The organism is Roseobacter insulae, assembly GCF_019375555.1.
In the GTDB taxonomy this organism is placed as follows: domain Bacteria; phylum Pseudomonadota; class Alphaproteobacteria; order Rhodobacterales; family Rhodobacteraceae; genus Roseobacter; species Roseobacter insulae.
In genome coordinates this window covers 21,537-46,700 of record NZ_JAHXDN010000006.1, presented here as the reverse complement: position 1 = coordinate 46,700, position 25,164 = coordinate 21,537, and the positions used below count along the sequence as shown (strand labels likewise).

The following is a 25,164-nucleotide window of genomic DNA, read 5'->3' as shown; positions in this document are numbered from 1 at the left end:
TCCTGTCCGCTGCCCTCCCCCCACTTCACCAAGCGAGGCTTGCCCCCATGACCGACACATTGCTGCGCGGACGTATCCTGACCTTTCATCGCGCACCCGAGAACAGCGCCGACAACAGCGCCTACAGCTACATCGAAGACGGTGCCCTGCTGCTGCGCAACGGGATGATCGCCGCGTCGGGGGCGTTTGACACCATAGCACCTCAGGCGACCGGAGCGCGCGTGACGGATCATCGCCCGCACCTGCTGATGGCAGGCTTTATCGACACGCATCTGCATTTTCCGCAGGCACAAATCGTTGCCTCCTGGGGCAGCCAGCTGCTGGACTGGCTGAACGGTTACGTCTTCCCGGAGGAGGCCCGGTTCGGCGATCCTGCACATGCCACGGCAATTGCCACCCGCTTTTTCGACGTGCTGCTGCAACATGGGACAACCACGGCGGTGGCGTATTGCTCGGTACACGCCGCATCGGCCGATGCCTACTTCTCCGAGGCGGCACGCCGCAACATGCGCATGATCGGCGGCAAGGTCATGATGGACCGCAATGCCCCGGACATCGTCTGTGACACGCCGCAATCCAGCTACGACGAGACGACCGCGCTGATCAGGAAATGGCATGGGCAGGGGCGTGCAGGCTACGCCGTCTCGCCGCGTTTTGCCATCACATCGACGCCCGAACAGATGGAGATGGCCGGGGCGCTCGCCGCCGAAAACCCAGGCTGCCACGTTCAGACGCATCTGTCGGAAAACCGGGAGGAAATCGCCTTTGCCACGTCGCTTTATCCAGACGCCGGAGACTATCTGCACATCTATGATACCTACGGGCTGCTAAGCGACAAGATGCTGCTGGGCCACGCCATTCACCTGTCTGACAGAGAAGTCGCCTCACTTGCCGAGACCGGCGCACACCCGGTGTTCTGCCCGACCTCCAACCTGTTTCTGGGCTCCGGGTTTTTCAACGACGCGCGCCTGCGCGGCGCCGGCGTGACCAATGCCATTGCCACGGATATCGGCGCGGGCACCAGCTATTCCATGCTGCAGACGCTGAACGAAGGCTACAAGATCCTGCAAGTACAAAACCAGAAACTGCACGCCCTGCGCGCCTTTGACTGGATCACCAGGGGGAATGCCGACGTCCTTGGTCTGTCGGACAAAATCGGGACGCTGGATGCAGGCACCGAGGCCGACATCGTTGTTCTGGACGCCTGGGCAACACCCGCGATGCAGTTGCGCATGGACCGTGCCGAGACGCTGGACGAAGAGCTGTTTGTTCTGCAGATCATGGGGGATGACCGCGCCATCGCCCAGACCTACGTGGCCGGCATTCCGCAGAAACCAGCGGCCTGAGACCGTTTAGGTCTTGCTGGCGGCGGCGAGTGCGTCGCGCAAAACCTCGCGATCACCGATGTGGTTGCACAGTATCAGGATGAGACGGGCATTCAGCGCATCGCTCGCGGCCTTGTCGAGACCCTCGTGCGCGGCCAGAAGCTCGTCGTAGAACCCGTCAGGGTCGGCGATGTTGGGAGATAAATTGAGGGTCATGGTCACGCCGCCTTTCCTATCGCCTGTCTCACCGCCTCGGTCACCGCGCGGGTGTCACAGCCTGGCCAGCGGGCGGTGACGTGCTGATCCGGCCTGATCAGGTAAACCGCCTGCGGCTGCGTTCCCAGATATCGTTGCGCGAGCGCGCCCGTCGGGTCATTCCTGTCGGTCGTCAGCGTGACATGGGCAACAGGCACACCGTCAACCTCCGCGATGTCCGGTGCCGAGGCGTTGATCGACAGAACGGTGAAGTGACCGGTCAGGCGGTTCAGCAGAAACCCGCGATCCAGCGGCGCATCCAAGCATGGCGCACCGACGCGCGTTGCCGCCGGACCGCCAAGCGCATCCGGCCCGTTCAGCGGCATCCCGTCATAAACGCAGGGCACCGACAGGCGCCCCGAATTCACCATCGGTCGGGCAAACGCATGCCGGCGCGCCAGATCCAGAACGGCATTCCTGAAGGTCATGCTGGTTTCCGATTTCGGCGTCAGGAAATCCGTGGCGCGGGTCGAATTGAGAATATTCTCATCCGCGCCGTGCACGCGCTCGGCCGAATAACTGTCCAGCAGGGTGTCGGGGGCCAGTCCCTTGATCACCAGATCGAGTTTCCAGGCAAGGTTGTCGGCATCCTGCACACCGGAGTTGGCACCGCGCGCCCCGAAAGGGGAGACCTGATGCGCGCTGTCACCCGCAAACAGCACCCGGCCATGGCGGAATTTTTTCATCCGTCGGCATTGGAAAGTGTAGATCGAGGTCCATTCCAGTTCGTAGTCCGCCCCCGCGCCCAGCATGGCGTCGACGCGCTCGCGGACCCTCGCGGGGTCGAGCTCCGCCTTGCGATCAATATCCCAGCCCAGTTGAAAGTCGATCCGCCAGATGTCGTCCGGCTGCTTGTGCAGAAGCGCTGATTGCCCGCTGTTCTTGAAGGGTGGCTCGAACCAGAACCACCGCTCGGTCGGAAACTCGGCTGTCATCTTTACGTCGGCAATCAGAAAATTGTCCTCGAACACGCGGCCATCGAAACTCAGCCCCATCATGTCCCGGATGGGAGAGCGCGCGCCATCACAGGCGATCACCCAGTCGGCGGCAATCTGGTAGGGCCCGTCCGGCGTGCCGACATCAAGCACCACGTGATCGGCGTGGCGGGTGATGCCGGTGACCGCGTTCCGACCGCGGATGTCGATGGGCGCGCCCTCCTTCTGGGCAACCCGGATCTCATCCACCAGGAATTTTTCGAAGTAGGGCTGCTGCAAGTTGATGAACGCCGGCATCTCGTGCCCGGGCTCCGGTTGAAGATTAAACTCAAAGACCTGATCCGCGCCGTGAAACACCTTGCCGACGTTCCAGACGACCCCCTTGTCCACCATTGCGCGCGCCGCGCCCAGACGGTCCGCAATCTCCAGCGTGCGTTTGGCAAAGCAGATCGCCCGACTGCCCTGCCCCACCCCTTCGTGGTCATCCAGTACCAGAACCGGCGTGCCCTTGCGGCCAAGATCCAGCGCTGCCGCCATGCCGATGGGACCGCCACCAACGATCACCACGGGCACGCGCTGCCGCGCCGCCCCCTGCGTCTGAACCCTTTCGTATGGATAAAGCCTGAAGGCGATATCATACCTGACGTCTACCATTCCACTCCTCCGGCAATCGCGCCGACGCGACGTCGGCGTGGCACCTTTAACCCTGAAGCTCCGCCCACATCTCCAGATCACGCTTGTCCGTCCAGATGCGTGGTGTGTCGATGCCTCGGGCCTCGTCATAGGCGCGGGCCACGTTGAACGGCAGGCAATGCTCGTAGATCGCATAATCCTGAAACTTCGGGTCACAGGCGGCGCGCACCGCGTCCCACGCCTCTTTCAGGGACCCGCCCGAGGCCGCGACACGGGCCGCCGGGCGGTACGTGCTGTCGACGAAATCCCGGGTGTTCTCAATGGCGGCATTGACCAGTTCCTTGCCGACAAGCGCATCGCCGCGACCGGGCGCGATCGCATCCACGTCGTAGGCCCTGATGGCATCAAGCGTGCTGCCCCAGTCCGCGAAATGCCCGTCACCGCAGTAACAGGCCGAGTGATACTCCACGATGTCGCCGGTAAACATCACGTTCTGGTCGGGCACGTGAATGACCGCGTCGCCCGCCGTATGCGCCCGCCCCAGATGTCTGATATCCACCCGTCGCTTGCCAAGATAGACGGTCATGCTGTCCGAAAATGTCGTGGTCGGATAAGTCAGGCCGGGGATGCTTTCATGACCTTCAAAGAGCCGCGGAAACCGCTGGAACTCACTGTCCCAGTCCTCCTGCCCGCGTTCCACCACCATCGCCCGGGCCATGTCCGACATTATGATCTGATCCGCCCCGTAAGCGGAAGCCCCCAGCACGCGCACCGCGTGATAATGCGTCAGAACCACATGGCTGATCGGTTTGTCCGTCACTTCCCGCAGTTTTTCGATCACTTTGCCCGCAAGCCGCGGCGTGGCCTGCGCCTCGACGATCATCACGCTGTCGTCACCGATGATCACGCCCGAGTTGGGGTCACCTTCGGCGGTAAACGCCCATAACCCTTCGCCCACTTCCGTGAAGGAAATGGTTTTTTCCGCCAGATCGCCTGCCGATGCGAATGCCTTGCTCATCAATCGTTCTCCCTTGGTCCGGCCTTGTCTTGCCGGGGATGCGTTCGGTGCGGATGCGCAGGTGCAGCCGCCACGGGGTTTCTTTCTGTCATGCCGGCTGCGCGTCAGGCTGACGGTCCGGGTGTGCCGCCGCTATCGCCGGCACCTTCAGCGCGTTGGTCTCGATACGGGCGAGCCCGGGATAGGCTGTCACGTCCAGCCCCCAGCGATGGGCGTTGTAGAGTTGCGGGATCAGGCAGAGGTCCGCCAGACCCGGCTGATCACCAAATGCAAAAGGTCCGGCGCCGTCCAACTGCTGTTCAAATGCCGCGAAGCCCCGGGCCATCCAGTCCTTCATCCACGCGACCACCTCTTGCTGGCTGTGGCCCATGGATTTCAGGCGCTGGCCGACCTTGAGATTGTTGACCGGATGGACATCGCAGGCGATCCCCATCGCTGCAGCGCGCACCCTTGCCGCCTGAACCGGATCCGCCGGAAGAAGTGGCGGGTCCGGATATACCGCTTCCAGATACTCCAGGATCGCCATGGACTGCGTCAGCACAGTGCCGTCATCGAGGATCAGCGTCGGCACACCCTGGGCCGGGTTGATCGCCTTGTAACCGGGTGCGTTCTGCTCGCCTTCGACAAGGTTGACGGGCACCGTCTCGAAAGGGATCTCCTTGAGGTTCAGCGCTGCCCGGACGCGGTAGGACGTGGTGGATCGCCAGTAAGAGTATAGCTTCATTTCTTGCCCGGCGTGCCGTCGAATTTCTTCTCCAGGCTTTCCCAGCAATCGATGTAGTCATCCTGCAACGGCGCTTCCTCGGCGGCAAAACGCGTGAGGTGCTGGGGAAAGCGGGTCTCGAACATGAAGGACATCGTGTTGTCGAGTTTTTCCGCCTGCAAATCCGCATTGCTGGCCCCTTCAAAGGCATTTTTGTCCGGCCCATGCGGCAGCATCATGTTGTGCAGGCTCATCCCGCCGGGCACGAAGCCTTGCGGTTTGGCGTCGTACTGGCCGTAGATATTTCCCATCAGCTCGGACATGATGTTCTTGTGGTACCAGGGTGGGCGGAACGTATCCTCGGCCACCATCCAGCGCTCGCGGAAGAGCACGAAGTCGATGTTCGCGGTGCCTTCGACGCCGCTTGGCGCTGTCAAAACCGTGAAAATCGACGGGTCGGGATGGTCGAAGAGGATCGCGCCCACCGGGCAATAGGTCCGCATGTCGTATTTCACCGGCGCGTAGTTCCCATGCCAGGCTACCACGTCCAGCGGTGAATGCCCGATTTTCGTCTCGTGGAACTGGCCTGCCCATTTTATGGTCACGGTCGAAGGTGCGTCGCGGTCTTCATAAGCCGCCACGGGCGTTTTGAAATCACGGCGGTTGGCCATGCAGTTCGCGCCAATCGGGCCACGGCCCGGAAGGTCAAACTTCTGCCCGTAGTTTTCGCAGACAAATCCTCGTGCGGGGCCTTCCAGAACCTCCACCCGGTAAAGCAACCCGCGCGGCAGGATGGCAATCTCCTTTGGCTCCAGATCAATGATCCCAAGCTCAGTACAGAACCTCAGACGCCCCTCCTGGGGGACCACCAGCAGCTCGCTGTCGGCAGAATAGAAATAGGCATCCTGCATGGACCGGGTCACGAGGTAGATGTGGCTGGCCATGCCGACCTGGGTGTTCACATCCCCTGCCGTGGTCATGGTGCGCATACCAGTCAGCCAGGTCAGCGACTGTTTGTCATGGGGTACCGGATCCCAGCGGTACTGACCGAGACTGATCACGTCGGGATCAACATGCGGCGCGGATTTCCAATAAGGCAGATCGACTTTCTCATAGCGGTGCGAGTGTTTCACGGACGGCCGGATGCGGTAGCACCAGGTGCGTTCGTTCTGGTGGCTGGGGGCCGTAAACGCGGTGCCCGACAGTTGCTCGCCATAAAGGCCGTAGTTCACTTTTTGCGGGCTGTTCATGCCTTGCGGCAAGGCCCCGGGCAGGGCTTCGGTTTCAAAGTCATTCCCGAAACCGGGCATATATCCTTCATGGGGTCCGGGCAGCGACGGGGCCTGTATCATGCCCTGCGATTGCGTCTGATCGTTCATAATGGCCTCCCCTAAACGGTGATGATGCTGATGTATTGGTTGCTTTTGTAACTAACAAGGCATTTATTGGCACGGCGCACATAGTAGACCACGGATATGCTGCGTAATACAGGTGCGAACACCTGCGTGTCGGCCTGCGGCCATCGGCCCCATTCCGCGCCGGTCTCAGGTGAGCTTTCCAGAGGTCGACATCGCGCGGTTAAACAATTGCTGACAGCATTGCTTACAACGACCGCGCCGGGTACGAAAATATCAGGCCGGATCGTTTGCCAGTTCTATCAAAACCTGCCGCGCCACATCCACATCTTCCTGCGTGGCATCGAATTGCCCCACCTGGAAGCGCACGGCGATATCGCCCCCGATGTTGGTTTGTGTCACGTAAATGCGGCCATCGTCGTTAAGACGGTTCACATAATCGATCTGGGCCTCGTTATCCTCGCCCGCCAGTCGGAAGGTGAAGAGCGACAGCACCGGGTCGGTGACGATGTCAAACCGCGGATGGCCCCGCAGGTCCGCACACAGGCTTTCGGACCAGGCGACATGGTTGCGAATGCGGGTGCGCAGGCCCTCCAGCCCGTAAGACCGTATCAGGAACCACAGCTTCAGCGCCCGGAAACGCCGCCCCAGCGGCACGGACCATTCCGAGTAGTTCACGAGGCCGTCATGCCCGCGCGTTTTCAGGAACTCGGGCTGGATTGCCAGCGTCTGCACAAGGGTGGCCGGGTCTTTCAGAAAATGCGCGGAGCAGTCAAACTGCGCGCCAAGCCACTTGTGCGGATTGAAAACAATGGAATCCGCCTGTTCCACCCCGCGCCACAGGTGGCGGAACTCCGGGCAGATCATTGCCGCGCCGGCCCAGGCCGCGTCCACATGGGTATAAAGATCAAACGCCCGGGCGACCTCCAGCGCAGCCGCAATGTCGTCGCAGGCCCCCGTGCTGGTCCCACCTGTGCAGACGATCACACCCGCAGGCCGGTAGCCGCTGTCGATATCCTGCCCGATCGCAGATTTCAGAGCCTCCGGGTCCATGCTGCGCAAAGGCCCCTGGGTCGGCACGCGCACCAGATTTTCCTCGCCGATCCCGGCAACCCAGATCGCCCGGTCGATGGAGGTGTGCACTTCGGCTGAACAATAGACCCGCAGCCGTGGCTGACCGGACAGACCTTTTTGATTGCCCTGCCAGCCGAGGGCCCTTTCCCGCATGGTCAGCACCGCGGCAAGGGTCGCTGATGACGCGCTGTCCTGTATCACGCCGGTAAACCCTGCTGGCAGGCCAATTGCCTGACGCAGCCAGTCCAGCATCACGGTTTCCATCTCCGTTGCGGCGGGCGATGTCTGCCACAGCATGCATTGCGCTGCGATGGCATTGACCAGCATCTCGGCCAGCATCGACGGGGGGGCTGCGTTTGCCGGGAAGTAGGCAAAGAACCGGGGATGTTGCCAATGGGTGATCCCCGGCATCACGACGCGTTCGAAGTCGGCCATGATGGCCTCCATCTCCTCGGCGCTTTCTGGCGGCATATCCGGTAAAAGCGACGCGATGTCGCCGGGTTGGGTTTGCGCGCGCACCGGACGGTCCCGGATGGTCTTATGGTACTCCGCCGCCCAATCGCTGATCCGGGCACCCCACTGCGCAAAATCGTCCCAGTTCATGACGCACCTGTGGCATTTGCGGCAAAGCGACCTTGCTGCACCGCCACAGTCTCATTGAATGCAACGGGGTGGAAGCTGTCCCGGCGATACTTGCATGCGCCGGTTTTGCCTGCCGAATTTCGGTTCGCTCTATGCTCTCTCACGTGAAATCCCATGTTCATATGTATCTGCACGAATTGTTGCGCCGCGGATGCAGGCCGTGAAGCGGTAGCCGCACGCCCCGATCGGGCGACTGGACAAACCACCGCAGGCCGGGCCGCATCTCGCAGCAAAATATGATTTCAGCCCATGGCGCCCGATTTCCAACCCTCACGAGCAGTCGATCCGATGGTACGGCATGAACGTCCCGCCCCTGCATTTGATTGCCTTGTTAATCACTATAGTTAACTTGTCAAGCACCTTGCCGCTTGTTAAATTCCTCTCTCGAACAGCAGGAACATGATGACCGGGAAACAGCATCAGGAACGTCCGGGCGGCACCCTGCGCAGCACGCACAGGTCCCTGCCGATTGCCCTGCTGCGCGCGCGCGAAACGCTCATGGAACCGCTGCGCGAGATGCTGTCAGACAGTCAGATCAGCGAACAGAAGTGGCGGGTCCTGCGCGTGGTCGAAGAGGATGGCCCGATCGAGCAAACGATGATCGCCGAACGCGCATGCCTGCTGCTCCCCAGCCTGACCCGAATCCTGCGCGCAATGGAAACGGACGGTCTGCTGCTTCGGCAAACCGGCACCGAAGACCGGCGCAAATCCTTTGTCAGCATTTCAGACAAGGGGCGCATGCTCATTCAAAGACACATCGCGAAAAGCAATGATCTTTTCGCTGAACTGGAACGCAAGTTTGGCCGGGAGGACATGAATCAGCTTCTCGACCTGCTCGAAAAGCTGCAAAAGATCCGCCTTTGACTCGCGAAAATCGACGGAATGCGGCGGGTTGCCACCAGCGCTGAACCGCCCGATTGTCGGGCAGAAATATGCCGATGTTCCGGCCATCACTTGCAGGCAAGGGTCTTGGGCATCTCTTTGCAATTTCAATGTATTTTTGATTTGAACGCCCAACTTCCCGCCCACCTGGAGAAAAATTCTCTTTGTGGTTGAAGGTGATGGTGATATCACTTTTTCATAGATTTATTTTTTTTACCAAAGACCTGAGGCGTTTTGCCTGCCTCTGCGGGGTGTGATGGTGCAACTTTTTACGCGTTCTGTGGCAATCATTTCTGTCGTTACCTTGACCCTAGCCTGCGGGGCATGGGCACAAGACACAGTTGTTGATGAGGATGACACGACAGAAGACGTGTCCAGCGTCGGCAGTTTCATTGAAATACGCAAACCCGAAGGCACATCGACGCCGGCGGCAGAAAGACCGCAGGTTGACGACGGCTCGTTCATTGACCGCCTGACGGCCGAGCAGGAAAAGAACATCACCGATCGGGCCTTCCCGCTGGAAGCCGCGATCTGGGAGTTCAGCGAGATATTCGTATGCTGGGAAGACCTCGATCCCGCGTTCGAAGCGCAACGCTCATTGGTTCAAAAAGCGGTGACGGATACCTGGCAGGCAGCCTCGGGCCTGGAGTTTTTCGGATGGGACCAATGCGTGGACGGTGCCGGTGGCATTCACATCGCCGTGCGCGATACGGCACCGCACGTGAAGCAACTGGGCCAGTTCGTCGATGGCATGGACGAAGGCATGGTGCTGAACTTCATCTATGACTTCTGGAGCCCCGGCTGCCAGGCAATGCAGGATTATTGCAACCACATCATTGCCGTGCACGAATTTGGCCATGCCATCGGATTTGCCCATGAACAGAACCGCCCCGATACGCCGGAGGAATGCGACAAGGCCCAGGGCACGGTCGGCGACAATACCAGCATCACGACATGGGATCCCCATTCGGTGATGAACTACTGCAACGCGATTTACGGAAACGACGGTGTGTTGAGCGCGCTCGACGTCGCCGCCGTTCAGTATATTTACGGAAAGGGATAACGTGATCAGAGTTTTTTTCGTGATCTTCTGGGGTTTGTTGGCTGCACCGCTCATGGCGCAGGAGACACCGCATGATATTGTGAAAACCGGCCTGATTTACCTGCAAGCCTCCGGTACGGCGGGCAAGGAAGGTCATCCCAAGCGCGGCGTGAAGGGCGGTGTGATCAGCCAGGGAACCGGCTTTTTCGTCGGCAAAGATGGGTTCATCCTGACAACCAGGCACTTTCTGGACCCGCTGGAAAAAGCCGAGGCGCGCCAGGTCTCCATCACCGCCTCCATCGGGGGTGCCAGTTCTGATGATATCCCGGTTCAGATCGCCTCGGAACTGGATCGCGTGGACCTGCTGCTGCTGAAAGCCAATATGCCATTCGACAAGCCGCCTCCGAACCCTTTGCGGATAGGACGAACGAGCAAATACAACCGCGCCAGTCCGACCGCGCTCTTTACGTCCGGGTTTCATGGCGAAACCTACCGCCGCAAGGAGGTGGAATTCAACGCCTCCGAAAGTGCTGATTTTCCCTATGCTTGGACGGTGAACGTCAAGACAAACAGCGGTCAAAGCGGCAGCCCCGTCTATGACGCCGATGGCAGCGTTCTGGGCATTGTCAAAGCCACCGCCAGCGAAGATGACGAGCTGACGCTGATGATCCCCATCGACTACGCGATGCCGTTGATCGGTCACCTCGAGATTGACCGGCTCAACGAACGTGTGGAACTGCTGATGGACGTGATCGGGGAGTTGACGCGGGACGATCCGCCCCTGCATCTGAGGCTCAAGGGGATCGAGGATAATCTGACCGAATTGAGCAACCGCTTTACGTGGTCGGCCTTTACCGCACCCGACGGCACGCTTCGGATCCGCTATGAAAAGCTGATCGGTGGAGGCGCGCAGGTCGACGGGATCCGCATCAACGTGCGACCGTACATGCGCTTTCTGGAAGACAACGGCGGGACATCCACGCAACCGATCAAACCCCTCAAGCTGACCGAAAACGGCAGTGGTTTTTTCGACCGCAAGGAGCTCGATGAAGAAGAACGCGTCGGAGAGTTTCTGATCCCGAACGTGGAGACGAAGCTGGTCACCCTGAAGGATGTTCTGGGCAATGTCTCGCAGGATGAACCCTACCGGGACCTCGAAGTGACGATCATTCCGACCGTCGGTGAGAAAACGCTCGACACCAAGAAGCTGACTGTCGTTCCAACCTTTGAATGGAAGTGAGAAAATGACCTTTGGGACACGAGATAATCTGGTCGCCGCGGCCCTTGCACTGATCCTGCTGGCCCCTGTTCCCCTTTCGGCGGCTGATGATTTTTCACCGGTTCAGACCTTTGTTCAGCAAGACCGTGCAGCACTGTCAATTGTTCCGGAAAAAATCGCGCTGCACGGGCGTCTTGCTTATGTGCTGGGCACAAATTCCGCAGGCGTCGATGTCATAGAATTGCGTGATGCGGAAACGCTGGAGGCAATCACCAGCGCCCCGATGGACATTCAGGTTGACGACATTCTCGTTGATACGCGTGGCAAGGCGCTCTACGTGCTGGGCAACGATGGGTCATCAACTCAACTGAAGGTGCTGGACCCGAAACTCAACCGCATGGCCGGTCTGTCGATCAAGTCCCGATTGGGGTATCCGACCCTCTCGGCCACGTCCGAAGGCCTGCTGATCATATCCGGCATCCGCACGGATTTCTCGGACGGGTTTGTCGGTGCGGTGGATGTGCGTAATCCCGCCGAACCTCAGACCCGGCGCGACATTTACTCCGGTGAAGCACGCCGCGGGGCGTCCGGCGGGTGGTTCGATGCCGATGCAGGTGCCCTGTTTATGAACGCCGCCTGGGACGCCCGGCTCTTTGCCATCGCAACGGGCAAATCCTACGTGATGAGCGAGTTCGGCGTGCAGACCGCCAGCGGAGAGCTGAGTGACCCCTATGCGGTCACGGCCCGCATGAGCACCGAGGACTGCCGTGCGGGTGGCGCCACCAGCTTCCTGATCGCTGACATGAGCCGGGAAGTGCTGGCACTGGTCGACTACAACGCGCCATTCCAGAGCCTGGACACCCAGTCTTTTGTCGAATTCAACCTCGCGCCGACCCGCGCCAGAACAGAGACATTGCCAGGCACGAACACCCGTCAACAGGCAGGCGTGATTTCAGCGTCCTGCGATCAGGCGGTGATTTTTCTGGGCAGCAGGACGAGTTACGAGGTCGCCCAGTTCGCCCGCAACAAGTTCCTGTCCTCGCTGGAACGCGTCGGCACGATCAGGCTGCCCGGTCGCCCTGTCGACATTGATGTCTCCGATGCGGGTGACTTTGCCCTCGCGGTCTCTGCTGAAAACCGCGCCATCATGCGTTTTGGGACACAATCGAACGGCGGCGGCGCCACGCGGATCATCGGCGATGCGGACGTGCGCCAGTTGCAGCGCATCCTGACGGAAGCCGGGCTGCCCGTGGGGTCGATTGACGGAATCATCGGCGCGAACACCTTGCGCGCGGTGGATCTTGCGGAGCGCAAATTCGGTGTCCAGCTGGACGCCGAGCGCGACATCAAACAGACCGTGGAAACCCTGAAAAAGGCACTGCGATAGCCGAGCAGAAACAGATTAACCAAAGCACTCATTATCAGGACAGCTCATGAAAACTCCCTTTAGCCGCCCCGCCCTCATGGCAATTGCCCTCTCGGTTCCGCTGATCGCTTCCGGCTGCAGACACGACGATCCGGGCAGCGCCAATGTCTCGCAAGGATGGACCAAGGAAAACCGGTCCGACTGGTACTGGGCGACGCAGGGCTCGCGCCTGATCCCCGAGACGTGGTTTGCAGCCCTTGAACAGGCAGGCGGCACGGCGCCGTTCAGCGACATGGATCACCTGACGTCATACGGGTTCATCGCACCGCCACAAAGCACCGGCGTGACCCGTCCCATCGGATTTGCCAAGGACACGCAGGCAGATACGGAATTCAAGAATTCCGGCTTGCGCTGGTACGAAGGCCAGAAGGGCGGCGACAAAACTGCAGAGACATGGATTGGCCTGAACTGCTCGGCCTGCCACACTGCCAAGATCAGTTACCAGGGCACCGAGATGATTGTCGACGGGGGGCCGAGCCTGCTGGATTTCCAGTCGTTCATCGAAGGGCTTGATGCGGCGCTGGAAGAAACCCGCAGCGATGCCGACAAGTGGGCGCGCTTCAACGCCGCCGTTCTGGAGGGCAAGGACACCCCCGCCAACCGCGCGATGCTGGAGCAGGCCTTCGACCAGTTCCTGGCGTGGCAGCGGCTGACCGACAAGATGAACGAGACCCCCGTGCGCTATGGCTACGGGCGGCTGGATGCCGTGGGCCACATCCTGAACAAGATCCTGATGTTCACCGGCGCAGAAGCACGTGACGGCAATCCGGCCAATGCGCCGGTCAGCTATCCGTTTGTCTGGGACATCTGGCGGCAGGAGCGGGTGCAATGGAACGGTGTGGCTGCCAACAGCCGCCTGAACCTGCCCGGCGACACGCTGGAATACGGCGCGCTGGGGCGCAACACCGGCGAGGTGATGGGGGTGTTCGGCGAAGTGCTGATCACGCCCAACCAGGGGGCGGTCGACACCATCAAGGGATACACCTCCTCGGTCAAAGTCAACAACCTGATGCGGCTGGAGCAGATCCTGCAAGTGCTTGAGGCACCCAAGTGGCCGGAGGTTTTCCCGGCGATCGATACCGAACTCGCCGCGAAAGGCGAAACACTCTACCGCGAGAAATGCGCCAGTTGTCACCTGCTGCCCGACATGCAGGAGGAAGGCAAGCCAACCGAGCGGATGATCCCCTTCGAGAAGACTTCGAGGAAAAACCTCACAGATATCTGGATGGCCTGCAATGCGTTCGTCTACAAGGGACCGACGGGTCCGCTGAACGGCACCAAGGACAACAATGGCAACGTGATGGGCGAAACGGCCCCGGTCGCAAACATGCTGGGGGCCACGGTCAAAGGGGCGTTGCTGGGGTCCAAGGGGGATCTTGTCAAGGAAGCGATACCAACCTTCTTCGGCATTCGGCTGCGCCCGGATGTCGATCTGGCGCCCGGCCCCTTCGATCCGCGCGCCGGTGAGCGCACGACCTGTCTGACAGAGAAGGACGTGCTGGTTCTGGGCTACAAGGCGCGCCCGCTGGACGGCATCTGGGCCACCGCGCCATATTTGCACAACGGGTCGGTTCCGAACCTTTATGAACTGCTTTTGCCCGCGGAACAGAGATCCACCAGCTTCACCGTCGGCAATCACGAATATGACCCGGTGAATGTTGGGTATGTGACCACCGGCGGCGACTTCGAACTTGTGACACGGCAGGGCAACCGCGTGGTCGAGGCCGATTCAAACGCCGGCCACGATTACGGTGCGGCCGACTTCTCAGAAGAAGATCGCCGCGCGCTGGTCGAATTCATGAAGACATTGTGAGGGGCCGGAATGACCACCTACCTGCAACAACTCGATGCCGCGGCCCCGGCTGATCGCTGGAAAATCGCGCGCGGATTCCTCTTTGATGAGCCCTTGCCGTTCCATGCGGAACTGCGCGACAAACGCCCGATCTATGCCATGGAGGAGGTCACACTGGCCACGCGATTTGCGGATTGCAACCTGATCCTGCGGCGCCCGCTGACCTTTGGTGTTGACCTCTACAAGCCCAAGCAGGGCAGCTATTTCATGGCCCAGGATGACACCGCCCAGCACTGGCGCGAAAAATCGATCATGAAATCCATTCTGGATGTGGAGGATCTGCCGAAAATCCGTGATTTTGTGCGGAACACGACCGATCAGGCGCTCGACAGCGCGCGGGGTTCGGTGGACCTTGTGCGGCATGTGACCCGGGGGGTGCCGGTCAAACTCGTGCAGGACTGGTTCGGCTTTACCCGGTCCAACCCGGAAAAACTGATCGACTGGTCGTATTGGAACCAGCAGGACGCGTTCTGGAACCAGCCATTCGACAGCGTGGTCGACGGGCTGGATCAGGAAGGCATCATTAAGAACCGCGAACGCGCCGGGGTCATGATGGCCATCTATATCGGACGGCTTGTGTTGCGACGCAGTGCTGCTGTCAAGCTGGGCAGCCGTCGGGATGACCCGGTATCCCGGTTGCTGCGGCTGTCGTTCAGTGATGGCGTGGATTTCAACCTGCGCGACGTGGTTTTCAACGTCGGAGGGCTGCTGATAGGTGCGGTCGAGACGACCTCGCACGGTGTCTGCAACGCGCTCAGCCATCTGACTTCCGATCCCGCGCTGCTCAAAGAAGCGCGCGACGTTGCCTTGGGCGGTCGGCCAGAGGATTTTGACGGTTACGTGTTCGAGGCGCTGCGCTTTAACCCGGCATTCCCCTATTTCTTTCGGGTCTGTCATCGCGACACCGAACTGTCAGGCGGCACACCGCAAGCTGAAACCGTTCGGAAAGGCACAACCGTGCTCGCCGTGACCCACAGCGCCATGTTTGATCCCACGGCGTTCCCGGACCCGGAGAAGTTTGACCCGGCGCGCGATTTCAGTGACACCTACACGTTCGGCCATGGGATGCATACCTGCCTCGGGCGGCATATAGCAGGTGTCATGCTGCCAGAGATCGTAAGGCAGATCCTGCGGCGCAGTGATCTTGATTTCGGCAGCGGCCCCGACTTCAAGGGCAGCGCCGTCCCGCAGGAATGGCATCTGACCTACGCCGCCTGAAGCAAGGCAAGACTATCGTGGAACCATGCGACAAAGGCATCCTGTTCACGCGGGAAAGATGTGGCCTTGCGCGCAAGGTAGTAGCCTTCTTCAGCGGTGCAGGGGTCAAGGGGCACGCAGTGCAGCCGGTTCTCGCACAGGGCCGTCTGGCTGATCAGGGTGTGGGTCAGCGCAACTCCCGCGCCTGAAACGGCAAGATCAACGGCAAGCCCATGCGTGTCGACAAGGATCGATGCCTCCAAGGGCGGCTGTCCGCCGGGTGCCCGCCGTGCAACATCCGCCCAACCGGTCGAGAGGCCGATCGGCTGGATGAGCGGCATACTCTGCAGGGCGGACCAGTCCACCGGATCACCAAGGCGTTCCGCAAGGGACGGTGACGCCACCACGTGCAGCCGGGAAGGCGTCAGCAGTTCCGCCCCCTGCCCCACCACATCCTTTGACCCGAACCGGATTTCGATATCCGCATTCGTGGCAGAAAAATCGTCCGGCCAGACCGTTGTCACGATCTGCAGGGCACTATCCGGATACCGCTTGTGGAAGCTCGCCAGTCTCGGGGCGATGATCCACTGCGCGACGCTGGCGCTGGTGGCAATCGTGAGCTTCGGTTTCGTCAAGGTGGGCTGGAAACGCTCTGTTGCCTGGGTCAGCCTGCCCATGGCCGCCGCCACGTCGGGCACCAGAAGCCTGCCTGCATCCGTGAGCATCAACGCGCGGTGACGCCGCACAAACAGCTGGGTGCCCAGACGATCCTCCAAGGACCGCACATGCTGGCTGATCGCGGATTGGGTAAAGCCAAGTTCCTCCGCCGCCAGCGTAAAACTGAGATGACGCGCAGCGGCGTCAAAGGCCCGGAACCAGGTAAGCGGAGGCAATGACATGACAAGCATATCCTTCACATTAGAGTTTCTAATGAATTCATATCTTTTTCTATCATTTGTCACGCGAAAACGGGCTGGATATTGTCCAGAAAACCGGAGTGAACGATGACACCAGAAATCCGCAAGATCGTGAGTTACCGCGAGGAGGTCTTGATCGAAGGCTTCAAGGCTGCCGCCACACCATGGACGCTTTATGCAGTTGCCGCCGTGATCACGAACCCATGGGCAGGCAAATACGTGGAGGACCTCAAGCCCGTCATCCACGCGTTCGGTCCGGAACTCGGCGCATTGCTCACCGGTAAGATCACCGACATGTCCGGTGGCGGTGACAAAATCGAAGCCTTCGGCAAGGCCGGGATAGTCGGTCTGGACGGGGAGATCGAGCACGCCTCGGGCCTGATCCACACGCTGCGTTTCGGCAATCATTTCCGGCAGGCGGTCGGTGCCACGTCGTATCTGGCCTTCACCAATATTCGCGGTGCCGCAAATACCGCCATTCAAATCCCCTTGATGGACAAGAACGATGCTGGTCGCCGGTCACACTACCTGACCATCCAGTTCTCCATTGTGGATGCGCCGCGCGCTGACGAGGTCGTCATTGCGCTTGGGGCCGCGACAGGTGGCAGACCACATCACCGCATCGGCGACCGCTATCAGGACCTGAAGGACCTTGGCCATGACATGGACAACCCGGCCGCGATCTGACGGCGCAGGCGATCTGAGCTACATCTGCTCAGGCGTCGGCACGCCTTTGGTCTTGGTGCACGGCGTCGGCCTGCGCGCCGAAGCCTGGGCAGGCATGATGCCGATGCTGTCAGAGCATTTCAAAGTCTGCGCAGTCGATATGCCCGGGCATGGCAGCTCGCCGCTCAGCAAGGCAAGCCAACTGCACGACTATGTGTCCCGCGTGACGGCCTTTGTAGATGATCTGGATACGCCCTGCTATATCGCAGGGCACTCGATGGGGGCGATGATCGCCCTGGACGTCGCGGCGGCAAGGGGCGATCGCATCAAGGGGGTCGCGGCGCTGAACGGCGTTTTCAACCGCAGCGACGCGGCGACGCGCGCGGTGCGGGCCCGCGCCGATGCCCTGAGCCATGCGGGGCCTGCGGACCCGACGCCAACCTTGCAACGTTGGTTCGGCGACACGCCGGAAGGTGCCTTGCACGATGCCGCCGAAGCCTGCGCGGCGTGGCTCAAGACCGCCGACCGGCAGGGGTACGCCCGTGCTTACCAGGTCTTCGCCACGACTGACGGCCCTGACGACCGGACGCTGGCAGCCCTGAAGATGCCGGCTCTGTTCATGACCGGTGCGCAGGACCCCAACTCCACGCCTGCGATGTCCCACAACATGGCGGCCCGGTCGCCGCAGGGAGTGGCGATTATCCATGACCGCGCCGCCCATATGATGCCGATGACGCACCCCGGTGACGTCAACGCGGCCCTGATTGGTCAGTTTTCCGGCAAGGAGGTCTCGCGTGCCGGCTGATCCCAACGCCCTGCGCCACGCCTTCGGGCGCTTCATGACCGGTGTCGCGGTCGTAACCACACGCACCGATGAAGGAAATCTTGTCGGTTTCACCGCGAATTCCTTTACCTCCGTCTCCCTGAACCCGCCGCTGTTGCTGGTGTGTCCGGGCAACCATCTGTCCAGTTTCGCCGCTTTCTCGGATGCGCGGCGGTTTGGTGTCAGCATCCTGTCGGAAGGTCAGGAAGATATTTCCAATACATTCGCCTCCGGCAAGGCGGACCGCTTCGGTCTTTGCGACTGGGAGGCCCCGGCACAGGGTATCCCGCTGATCACGGGACGCGCGGCCGGTTTCGTTTGCGAGCGGTTTCAGGTTATTCCCGCTGGCGACCACCTTGTGCTGATCGGGCGCGTGATCTATTTCGACAGTTCCGATCATGCCGGTCTTGGCTATGGGCCTGACGGATATTTCACGTTGGAAAACGAGCGCAAGGCGGAAGCGCTGCCTGTGCCTCACACCCGCGCCAGCGTGTTGCTGGAGGATGGCGACCACCTGTACCTGACAGAAGACGCAGATCTTTTCACCATCTGTGTGCCGACGGATGAAAGCCCCTTGCAGGCGTTGACCAACGGGCTGAAAGCGGCCGGCATCGCGGCGGAGCTGAGCGTTGTCTACGCCGCCTATGACGAAGGAGCCAATGGCCGGCGCATCGTCTTCCGGGGGCATAGCCGGAACGGTCACCCGGCGCTTCACGCCACGCCCATTGACGGCATCGCACAGGCGACGATCCCCGATCAGGCGTTGAAATCCTTGTTGCGCCGCTTTGAGAACGAACACAGGCGCCAGAGCTTCGGCTTTTACATCGGCAACGAACACTCGGGCGATGTTTTCCCCGTCACAGAGAGGTAATCGTATGGAGTTCTCCCTTTTTGCCCATATGGAGCGGCTGAATGCCGAGCAGCCACACGATAAGCTGTATGAAGAGTTCATCGAGCTGTGCAAAATGGCCGATACCGGCGGGATGCGCGCGATCTGGACCGGCGAACATCATGGCATGGAATTCACCATTGCGCCCAATCCGTTTACCACCATCGTCGACCTGTCGCACCATACCACGAACGTGCGCCTTGGCACCGGCACCGTGGTGGTACCGTTCTGGCATCCGATTAAACTGGCGGGCGAAGCTGCCATGACGGATCTGATCACCGGGGGGCGGTTGGAAATCGGCGCGGCGCGCGGGGCGTATTCTTACGAATACGAGCGCCTGATGCCGGGCCTTGACGCATGGGACGCCGGTCAAAGGATGCGCGAAACCCTGCCCCTGCTGCCGCAATTGTGGTCCGGAGACTGCGCGCATGATGGCGCGTTCTACAGTTTCCCCGCAACCACGGCGGCCCCCAAACCGGTGCAGAAGAACGGCCCGCCCATCTGGGTGGCCGCCCGTGACCCCAACAGCCATGCCTTCGCGGTCCACAACGGGTTCAACGTGCAGGTCACACCGCTCTGGCAGGGAGACGCCGAAATCGCCTCGCTGATGGGCCGCTTCAACGACGCCTGTGCCTCATATGAAGGCGCCCGCCCGAAGATCATGCTGCTGCATCACACCTATGTCGCGTCTGATGCCGATGACACGCAGCGCGCCGCACGAGAACTGAGCCGGTTCTACAATTACTTCGGCGCGTGGTTTCAGAACAAACGCCCGGTCCGGCAAGGGCTGATCGAAGCGCTCTCGGATGCGGAAATCGCAGCCAACGCCATGATGGCACCCGAGAACATGCAACGCGATCTGACCATCGGGACGGCGCAACAGGTCATTGACCGGATCAAAAGATACGAAGATATGGGGTACGATGAATTCTCGTTCTGGATCGACAGCGGGATGACCTCTGAGCGCAAACGCGCGTCGCTTGCCCGTTTCATCGATGACGTCATGCCTGCCTTTGCCTGAGAACTGGATCACCATCATGAATACCAAACCCCATTATCAACTCTACATCGCTGGTGACTGGCAATCCGGGTCCGGTGGGCAGGTGATGCAATCCGTCAATCCGGCGGATGGCAATGCCTGGGCGACGTTTGACTGCGCGTCCGCAGATGACGTGGACAAGGCCGTTACGGCGGCAAAACGGGCACTTGATGCACCCGCCTGGCGCGACATGACGCAAACCGCGCGTGGCAAACTGCTGTATCGGCTCGCCGATCTTGTCGCCGAGCACGCAGAGCATCTGGGCCGGATCGAGACAACAGACAGCGGCAAACTTGCGGCGGAGACGATGGCGCAGACGGGGTATGTTGCCGACTACTACCGCTACTACGCGGGGTTAGCCGACAAGATCGAAGGCGCAGTTCTGCCAATCGACAAGCCCGGCATGCATGTCTACACCCAGCGCATGCCCATTGGCGTTGTGGCCGGGATCGTGCCCTGGAACGCGCAGATGTTTCTGGCGGCAACCAAGCTTGCACCCGCGCTGGCGGCGGGCTGCACCGTGGTTCTCAAGGCCTCCGAAATCGCGCCGGCACCAATGATCGAATTTGCGAAACTGATTGATCAGGCAGGCTTTCCGCCCGGGGTTGTCTCCGTCATCACCGGCGATGCCGGGAATTGTGCCATCCCGCTGACGCGACACAAGGACGTTGACAGGATTGCGTTTACCGGAGGGCCGGAAACAGCCCGGCACGTGGTGCGCAACTCGGCAGAAAACTTTGCCATGACCACGCTGGAACTGGGCGGGAAGTCTCCGATCCTCGTGTTTGAGGATGCTGACCTCGATTCCGCGGCAAACGGGTTGATCGCCGGTAACTTCGGTGCGTCCGGTCAGTCCTGCGTCGCCGGAACACGCGGGCTGGTGCACCGGCCCGTCTTCGAGGCGCTGGTCCGCTTGATCACCGAGAAATCCCGCAGCCTGATTGTCGGCGACCCGCATGACCCGGCAACGCATCTTGGGCCGCTCTGCACCACGGCGCAGGTCTCGTGCATCGAAGAGACGTTGGGCAAAGCGGTCGCGCAGGGGGCAAAAATCGCCTTCGGTGGCAGCAGGGGTGAGCATGCCAGCCCGCATTACTTCGACCCGACGCTTGTGCTTTGCGAGACGCCGGATATCGAGACGCTCAAGATCGAGATGTTCGGCCCCGTCATGTCGCTGCTGCCGTTCGACACCGAGGAACAAGCGATCGCCCTGGCCAATGCCAGCGATTTTGGCCTGGGGTCCGGCATTTTCACCCAAAGCCTTGCGCGGGCGCATCGGGTCTCGAACCGTATCCGGTCGGGCATCACCTGGGTCAACACCTACCGGGCCATTTCACCGATCGCGCCTTTCGGGGGGTTCAACCAGTCCGGCTATGGCCGCGAGGCCGGACAGGAGGCCATTCTGGACTACACCCGGGTGAAGACAACATGGATCAACACCTCCGACGCGCCGATGACGAACCCCTTCGTAATGCGATAGGGTTTCCCCCCTTGATCGGCGTCGACCTTGCCGTCAGGAAGTGCTGGCCATGAAACGGGACGCGGGCTACCTTGTCCGCAGCTGATTTCAAACGTTCAATTCATTCGTGCTTTATCTTGCTGAGAACGTCCATTTTGCCGAAGTGGAAGACTGCGGTGTCCTGCTCGACATGCGGCAGGATGCCTATCACTTCCTGGACCCGCGCAATTGCGCGGCCTTTGTGCAGGCGCTCCGCGCGGAAGCCACGGAAAACGACGTATCCGCGGCCTGTCTGGCACAACGCCTGCTGTCGAGGACACGCCCGCAGCCGCAGCCCCAATCGCACCCCGCGCCCGCACGGCGCGCCAGCGTGTTTTCCGCCCTGACCACAATGCGGCAGACAACCCGCTGCCATCGAAAAGACGGCATCCTGGCCTGCTGGGCACAAAGTAACCGCGCACCCGCGACAAAATTGCGGGCCACCGGTGGAATCGACCATGCGGTCAATGCCTTCCTGCGTGCCGAAAACCTTTTCGATTTTGGCAGAAGTACGGACGATTGCCTTCTGCGGTCACTCTCGCTGCAACGCTACCTACGGCAGGCAGGATATGACAGCCGGCACGTGATCGGTGTCAAAATCTATCCCTTCAACGCGCATGCCTGGGTCGAATACGCGGACCAACCGTTGCTCAATGATGCCGAAGACATCGCCCCCTACACCCGCATTCTCGTTGGCTGAGCGGCACGTCACCATAGGCATGCAGGCGGGTTGGGCGTCGTGGGAAGTCTTGCGCGGGACATCGGAGACGGTTGGCCCGCTGGACGTGGCTTGGGCGGGGTTCATCGTCAATGCGTCCGAACTGTGTACTCGGTTGGGTCTTTCCGCTTCGGTAAGTCGGTCAGGGCTGCTGGCCACGGCGTGGACGCGCTGGGGTCCGGCGCTTGCGGAACATGTCGAGGGGCAATTTGCCGGCGCGATCATGGAGCGCAAGACCGGCACCATCACATGTTTTCAGGACTACCTGGGGCTGCACCCGCTCAACATCCGGCTGGAAGACGACAGGTGCGATATCAGCACCGATCTTGCCGAGATCGCCACGGCGGACGCTGATCTGGACCATGGCTATACCGCGCTTTACCTCGCGAACGGGATTGTTGACGGGCCGCGCACCCCCTTCAAAGGCATTGTGCGTCTGCAGGCCGGGCACGCGGCGACCCTCGGGCCAGGTCCTGAGCGCCTGCGGTATCACGAGTTGCGGCCCCTGGCCGTCGCCGGACCTGCCCGTGCAGACCCGCGCGACCAGGCGGCACACCTGCACGCGTTGATGCAGGCATCGGTTCAGGCCTATGCACGAGGCGCCAAGTGTCTTGGGTGCGAAGTGTCCGGTGGCCTCGATTCCGCATCCGTCGCCAGCCTGTCGGCCTCTGGCGCGCGACCCCGGGCCTTCACCCGTATTCTGACCGCCCGGAACAACCCTGATATTGCCTGGGCAAAGAAAATCGTTGGTGGCCTGGGCCTTGATTATGCAGTGGTCGATGGCGATCTTCATCCGCCCTTTTCAACCCGATTGGACGTAAGGCTGGCGGAACCCGGAGACTGGGCCATGAATGCCGCGATGAGCATGGCGTATCGCGACAGGATCACCCGGTTCGGCACCGATGTGCTGCTGACCGGGCAAGGCGGCGACGCGGTGTTTTGGGGGGATACCCCCGGCCCGCATTATCTGGCGGATGATCTGACGGGATTGCGTTTTGCCAAACTCATCCGCGGGATCAGGCAGTTGCAATCCACGCCCGCGCATCAGCGGCCCGCACGCCACTGGCTGACCCATTACGCGATCCGCCCGATCCGCTGGCATCGCCGGGGGCAGCGGGTTGAAGGGTACTTGCACGACGCGCCCCTGCCCGCCTGGATAACCGCTGATCTGATTGCGGAAACGGATGTCGCATCCGCGCGGCTTCGGAGCCCGGTCGCCAGGTTGCCGGGCATTGCCCAAACCGCGATGTCAGAGCGTATACAGGCCGTTGTCTCCGCCGTGACACGGCATTCATTTTATCCGCATTACGGCGTTTCGGTGCGGCACCCGCTGCTGCACCTGCCCCTCGTGCGCTTTATGCTCAGCACTCCGGCTGATGTGGTCACGGGCGCCTGGCCCGACAGGCATCTGCACAGGGCCGCCATGCACCGCACGGCGCCCGCCGGTATCATGGACAGGCGGGGCAAAGGTGGTGGCGGGGGGCGATATCTCAAGGCGCTGGCGGCCAACCCGGATGTGGTGACGTCACTGGCACAAGACAGCTTGCTGGTCGCCGAAGGATGTGTCGACCAACAGGCTTGGACGGCAGAACTGCATGCCGCCGCCGCAGGACGTGCTGACAATTTCAGCCAGTTCGCCGCGGCGGTATGCTATGAAATCTGGCTGCGCCAATGGCGCGCAGGCTGAGGACGGGCCGGTTACTTGGTTTTGCGCACGCCGTCGTTATCTTCGTCGTGATAAAACCCGCCACGTGTCAATTCACTGGCGCTGCCCAGATGCGTCAAGACCGCCTTCTTGGCCGGTGTTGCCTGCGCTTCAGTTTCCACCTTGGAATTCTTCAATGTCATATCCCACTTCCCAATAATTTGATAAATGTGCCGGTGACACGGCTTCAGGCTACGGGAATTAGGCGAATTCTGTCAACTTTCGTACGTCTTGCGGCGACGTGCGTCTATCTTCGCGCGGCAGGGTGCCTCGCACGGTCTGAGCGGCACTTGCCCGCCACACCAAATGCGCCGCGGGTGAAGATCGCTCATTTCAAAACGGTGCGCGGGGCGATAAACCAAAACCATGGGTAGCCGTATCGCCAGTCTTGCACTCCGCATCGTTTTCTTCGCCGCGCTTTTGGCGGTTACCGCCCTGGCAATTTTCCATCTGGCCGCAGCCCTGCGTGAAACGGCCGGGCTTGGCGAGGATTTGCCGCCTTCCGGACAGATGGTGACGACCGGCGATGGTGTTTTCTTTACCCGGGCCAAAGGACAATCGGCCCGGCCACAGGTGCTTTTTGCCCATGGAACCGCCGCCTGGTCGGGGTTGTGGGAGCCGACACTGGAGGCCGTGGCCGCCGCAGGATACCACGCCGTCGCCTTCGACATGCCGCCCTTCGGATATTCCGAACATGCAGGTGATACGAACTATGCCAGACAGCGCCAGGCCCTGCGCCTGATCGCATTGCTGGAGACCCTGGGCACAAAACCGATCTTTGTTGCCCATTCCGTCGGGGCCGGCCCCGCGGCCGAAGCGATCATGATGCGACCGGACCTTGTCTCCGGGTTTATCGTCGTTGACGGCGCCATAGGGTTGAATGCGCATGAGACCCCGAAGAGCCTGCCGTTTGTGCTGCGCAACCGGGGGCTGCGCGCCGCCCTTGTCGCGGCAACTGCGGCCAACCCTCTGCTGACGAAACGGTTTTTGCAGGACTTCATGCATGTAAAGGGCGCGGCAACGCCTGACATCGTGGACGTGCTGCAACGCCCGATGACACGGCGCGGGTATACTGACGCCGTGGCCGCATGGGTGCCCGAACTTCTCGTGCCGCCGCGCGATGCGGCCAGCACCCGCCCGGACAACTGGCGAGCCCTCACCGTGCCAACGGCATTCATCTGGGGTGACAGGGATACCGTGACACCTCCTGCGCAGGCGGAAACCCTTCATGCGCTGGTCACTGGATCTCAGTTGCTGATGCTGCCAGGCGTAGGCCACATTCCACAACTAGAAGCGCAGCCGGAGTTCCAGAACGCTCTTTTGGTCGCGCTTGAGCATGTTAGAAGATAGT

General features: G+C 61.0%; 23 protein-coding genes. 15 read left to right on the top strand and 8 right to left on the bottom strand.

The genetic code is table 11. From position 1 onward, the window contains the following. The first annotated feature begins 47 nt into the window (after nucleotides 1-47). Complete coding sequence (gene guaD / locus KX928_RS19520) at nucleotides 48-1,346, top strand: guanine deaminase (protein WP_219506085.1); 1,299 nt, start codon at nucleotides 48-50, stop codon at nucleotides 1,344-1,346. A 6-nt stretch (nucleotides 1,347-1,352) separates the two neighbouring features. Here guaD and KX928_RS19515 read toward each other — a convergent pair whose 3' ends face one another. From KX928_RS19515 to KX928_RS19490, 6 genes are all read right to left on the bottom strand, one after another. Beyond that, on the bottom strand, nucleotides 1,353-1,541 hold the full coding sequence (locus tag KX928_RS19515; RefSeq protein WP_219506084.1) for a DUF2783 domain-containing protein: 189 nt from the start codon (nucleotides 1,539-1,541) through the stop codon (nucleotides 1,353-1,355). Nucleotides 1,542-1,543: 2 nt separating this feature from the next. Then, complete coding sequence (locus KX928_RS19510; RefSeq protein ID WP_219506081.1) at nucleotides 1,544-3,169, bottom strand: FAD-dependent oxidoreductase; 1,626 nt, start codon at nucleotides 3,167-3,169, stop codon at nucleotides 1,544-1,546. Nucleotides 3,170-3,215: 46 nt separating this feature from the next. Continuing rightward, nucleotides 3,216-4,166: an MBL fold metallo-hydrolase gene (locus KX928_RS19505; RefSeq protein WP_219506079.1), complete on the bottom strand. Its 951-nt coding sequence runs from the start codon at nucleotides 4,164-4,166 to the stop codon at nucleotides 3,216-3,218. A gap of 88 nt (nucleotides 4,167-4,254) precedes the next feature. Then, the gene (gene maiA / locus KX928_RS19500) at nucleotides 4,255-4,890 is read right to left on the bottom strand and encodes a maleylacetoacetate isomerase (protein ID WP_219506070.1); all 636 of its coding nucleotides are present in this window, start codon (nucleotides 4,888-4,890) and stop codon (nucleotides 4,255-4,257) included. Continuing rightward, nucleotides 4,887-6,248 carry a homogentisate 1,2-dioxygenase gene (gene hmgA / locus KX928_RS19495; protein ID WP_257883967.1) on the bottom strand — a complete coding sequence of 454 codons (1,362 nt, stop codon included), beginning with the start codon at nucleotides 6,246-6,248 and terminating at the stop codon, nucleotides 4,887-4,889. The genes maiA and hmgA overlap by 4 nt, the downstream gene beginning before the upstream one ends. Before the next feature lie 252 nt (nucleotides 6,249-6,500). After that, the gene (locus KX928_RS19490) at nucleotides 6,501-7,901 is read right to left on the bottom strand and encodes a pyridoxal phosphate-dependent decarboxylase family protein (protein ID WP_219506068.1); all 1,401 of its coding nucleotides are present in this window, start codon (nucleotides 7,899-7,901) and stop codon (nucleotides 6,501-6,503) included. Between the two features lie 441 nt (nucleotides 7,902-8,342). Between KX928_RS19490 and hpaR the strand changes: the two genes are divergently transcribed. The 6 genes from hpaR to KX928_RS19460 all read left to right on the top strand — a co-directional run bounded on the left by hpaR (nucleotide 8,343) and on the right by KX928_RS19460 (nucleotide 15,579). After that, nucleotides 8,343-8,804: a homoprotocatechuate degradation operon regulator HpaR gene (gene hpaR, locus KX928_RS19485; protein WP_219506065.1), complete on the top strand. Its 462-nt coding sequence runs from the start codon at nucleotides 8,343-8,345 to the stop codon at nucleotides 8,802-8,804. A gap of 322 nt (nucleotides 8,805-9,126) precedes the next feature. Further along, a complete protein-coding gene (locus KX928_RS19480) occupies nucleotides 9,127-9,885 on the top strand; it encodes a M12 family metallopeptidase (RefSeq protein WP_219506063.1) in 759 nt (252 codons plus the stop codon). Nucleotide 9,886: 1 nt separating this feature from the next. Then, nucleotides 9,887-11,104, top strand: coding sequence for a S1 family peptidase (locus tag KX928_RS19475; protein ID WP_219506061.1), 1,218 nt, complete (start codon nucleotides 9,887-9,889; stop codon nucleotides 11,102-11,104). Nucleotides 11,105-11,108: 4 nt separating this feature from the next. Beyond that, nucleotides 11,109-12,470 carry a peptidoglycan-binding domain-containing protein gene (locus KX928_RS19470; RefSeq protein ID WP_219506059.1) on the top strand — a complete coding sequence of 454 codons (1,362 nt, stop codon included), beginning with the start codon at nucleotides 11,109-11,111 and terminating at the stop codon, nucleotides 12,468-12,470. A 46-nt stretch (nucleotides 12,471-12,516) separates the two neighbouring features. Further along, nucleotides 12,517-14,322: a di-heme-cytochrome C peroxidase gene (locus KX928_RS19465; protein WP_219506057.1), complete on the top strand. Its 1,806-nt coding sequence runs from the start codon at nucleotides 12,517-12,519 to the stop codon at nucleotides 14,320-14,322. A gap of 9 nt (nucleotides 14,323-14,331) precedes the next feature. Further along, entirely contained in the window at nucleotides 14,332-15,579 is a 1,248-nt protein-coding gene (locus tag KX928_RS19460; protein WP_219506055.1) for a cytochrome P450, read from the top strand. Here KX928_RS19460 and KX928_RS19455 read toward each other — a convergent pair. After that, the gene (locus KX928_RS19455; RefSeq protein ID WP_219506054.1) at nucleotides 15,567-16,457 is read right to left on the bottom strand and encodes a LysR substrate-binding domain-containing protein; all 891 of its coding nucleotides are present in this window, start codon (nucleotides 16,455-16,457) and stop codon (nucleotides 15,567-15,569) included. The genes KX928_RS19460 and KX928_RS19455 overlap by 13 nt on opposite strands. Before the next feature lie 105 nt (nucleotides 16,458-16,562). Between KX928_RS19455 and KX928_RS19450 the strand changes: the two genes are divergently transcribed. The 7 genes from KX928_RS19450 to KX928_RS19420 all read left to right on the top strand — a co-directional run bounded on the left by KX928_RS19450 (nucleotide 16,563) and on the right by KX928_RS19420 (nucleotide 23,795). Then, on the top strand, nucleotides 16,563-17,162 hold the full coding sequence (locus KX928_RS19450; RefSeq protein WP_219506052.1) for an amino acid synthesis family protein: 600 nt from the start codon (nucleotides 16,563-16,565) through the stop codon (nucleotides 17,160-17,162). Next, nucleotides 17,134-17,946, top strand: coding sequence for an alpha/beta fold hydrolase (locus tag KX928_RS19445; protein WP_219506050.1), 813 nt, complete (start codon nucleotides 17,134-17,136; stop codon nucleotides 17,944-17,946). Before KX928_RS19450 ends, KX928_RS19445 begins: the two co-directional genes overlap by 29 nt. Further along, entirely contained in the window at nucleotides 17,936-18,835 is a 900-nt protein-coding gene (locus KX928_RS19440) for a flavin reductase family protein (protein ID WP_219506048.1), read from the top strand. The genes KX928_RS19445 and KX928_RS19440 overlap by 11 nt, the downstream gene beginning before the upstream one ends. Nucleotides 18,836-18,839: 4 nt before the next feature. Further along, on the top strand, nucleotides 18,840-19,874 hold the full coding sequence (locus KX928_RS19435; RefSeq protein WP_219506046.1) for an LLM class flavin-dependent oxidoreductase: 1,035 nt from the start codon (nucleotides 18,840-18,842) through the stop codon (nucleotides 19,872-19,874). Nucleotides 19,875-19,890: 16 nt separating this feature from the next. Then, a complete protein-coding gene (locus KX928_RS19430; protein ID WP_219506044.1) occupies nucleotides 19,891-21,372 on the top strand; it encodes an aldehyde dehydrogenase in 1,482 nt (493 codons plus the stop codon). A 106-nt stretch (nucleotides 21,373-21,478) separates the two neighbouring features. Continuing rightward, complete coding sequence (locus KX928_RS24255) at nucleotides 21,479-22,090, top strand: lasso peptide biosynthesis B2 protein (RefSeq protein WP_219506043.1); 612 nt, start codon at nucleotides 21,479-21,481, stop codon at nucleotides 22,088-22,090. Next, nucleotides 22,083-23,795, top strand: coding sequence for an asparagine synthase-related protein (locus tag KX928_RS19420; protein ID WP_219506042.1), 1,713 nt, complete (start codon nucleotides 22,083-22,085; stop codon nucleotides 23,793-23,795). Before KX928_RS24255 ends, KX928_RS19420 begins: the two co-directional genes overlap by 8 nt. A gap of 11 nt (nucleotides 23,796-23,806) precedes the next feature. On the opposite strand, the gene KX928_RS19415 is transcribed toward KX928_RS19420, so the two are convergent. Beyond that, the gene (locus tag KX928_RS19415) at nucleotides 23,807-23,956 is read right to left on the bottom strand and encodes a hypothetical protein (RefSeq protein WP_219506041.1); all 150 of its coding nucleotides are present in this window, start codon (nucleotides 23,954-23,956) and stop codon (nucleotides 23,807-23,809) included. Between the two features lie 223 nt (nucleotides 23,957-24,179). Here KX928_RS19415 and KX928_RS19410 point away from each other — a divergent pair, with 223 nt between their 5' ends. Then, complete coding sequence (locus KX928_RS19410; RefSeq protein WP_219506040.1) at nucleotides 24,180-25,163, top strand: alpha/beta fold hydrolase; 984 nt, start codon at nucleotides 24,180-24,182, stop codon at nucleotides 25,161-25,163. The last annotated feature ends 1 nt before the right edge of the window (nucleotide 25,164 follow it).

Bases quoted from the DNA above. Each gene is read 5' to 3' on its own strand.
- KX928_RS19465 (WP_219506057.1), top strand. From the start codon at position 12,517: ATGAAAACTCCCTTTAGCCGCCCCGCCCTCATGGCAATTGCCCTCTCG.
- KX928_RS19450 (WP_219506052.1), top strand. From the start codon at position 16,563: ATGACACCAGAAATCCGCAAGATCGTGAGTTACCGCGAGGAGGTCTTG.
- maiA (WP_219506070.1), bottom strand. From the start codon at position 4,890: ATGAAGCTATACTCTTACTGGCGATCCACCACGTCCTACCGCGTCCGG.
- hpaR (WP_219506065.1), top strand. From the start codon at position 8,343: ATGACCGGGAAACAGCATCAGGAACGTCCGGGCGGCACCCTGCGCAGC.
- KX928_RS19415 (WP_219506041.1), bottom strand. From the start codon at position 23,956: ATGACATTGAAGAATTCCAAGGTGGAAACTGAAGCGCAGGCAACACCG.
- KX928_RS19470 (WP_219506059.1), top strand. From the start codon at position 11,109: ATGACCTTTGGGACACGAGATAATCTGGTCGCCGCGGCCCTTGCACTG.
- KX928_RS19460 (WP_219506055.1), top strand. From the start codon at position 14,332: ATGACCACCTACCTGCAACAACTCGATGCCGCGGCCCCGGCTGATCGC.
- KX928_RS19430 (WP_219506044.1), top strand. From the start codon at position 19,891: ATGAATACCAAACCCCATTATCAACTCTACATCGCTGGTGACTGGCAA.
- KX928_RS19410 (WP_219506040.1), top strand. From the start codon at position 24,180: ATGGGTAGCCGTATCGCCAGTCTTGCACTCCGCATCGTTTTCTTCGCC.
- KX928_RS19515 (WP_219506084.1), bottom strand. From the start codon at position 1,541: ATGACCCTCAATTTATCTCCCAACATCGCCGACCCTGACGGGTTCTAC.
- KX928_RS19510 (WP_219506081.1), bottom strand. From the start codon at position 3,169: ATGGTAGACGTCAGGTATGATATCGCCTTCAGGCTTTATCCATACGAA.
- KX928_RS19455 (WP_219506054.1), bottom strand. From the start codon at position 16,457: ATGTCATTGCCTCCGCTTACCTGGTTCCGGGCCTTTGACGCCGCTGCG.
- KX928_RS19490 (WP_219506068.1), bottom strand. From the start codon at position 7,901: ATGAACTGGGACGATTTTGCGCAGTGGGGTGCCCGGATCAGCGATTGG.
- KX928_RS19435 (WP_219506046.1), top strand. From the start codon at position 18,840: ATGGAGTTCTCCCTTTTTGCCCATATGGAGCGGCTGAATGCCGAGCAG.
- guaD (WP_219506085.1), top strand. From the start codon at position 48: ATGACCGACACATTGCTGCGCGGACGTATCCTGACCTTTCATCGCGCA.
- hmgA (WP_257883967.1), bottom strand. From the start codon at position 6,248: ATGAACGATCAGACGCAATCGCAGGGCATGATACAGGCCCCGTCGCTG.
- KX928_RS19445 (WP_219506050.1), top strand. From the start codon at position 17,134: ATGACATGGACAACCCGGCCGCGATCTGACGGCGCAGGCGATCTGAGC.
- KX928_RS19505 (WP_219506079.1), bottom strand. From the start codon at position 4,166: ATGAGCAAGGCATTCGCATCGGCAGGCGATCTGGCGGAAAAAACCATT.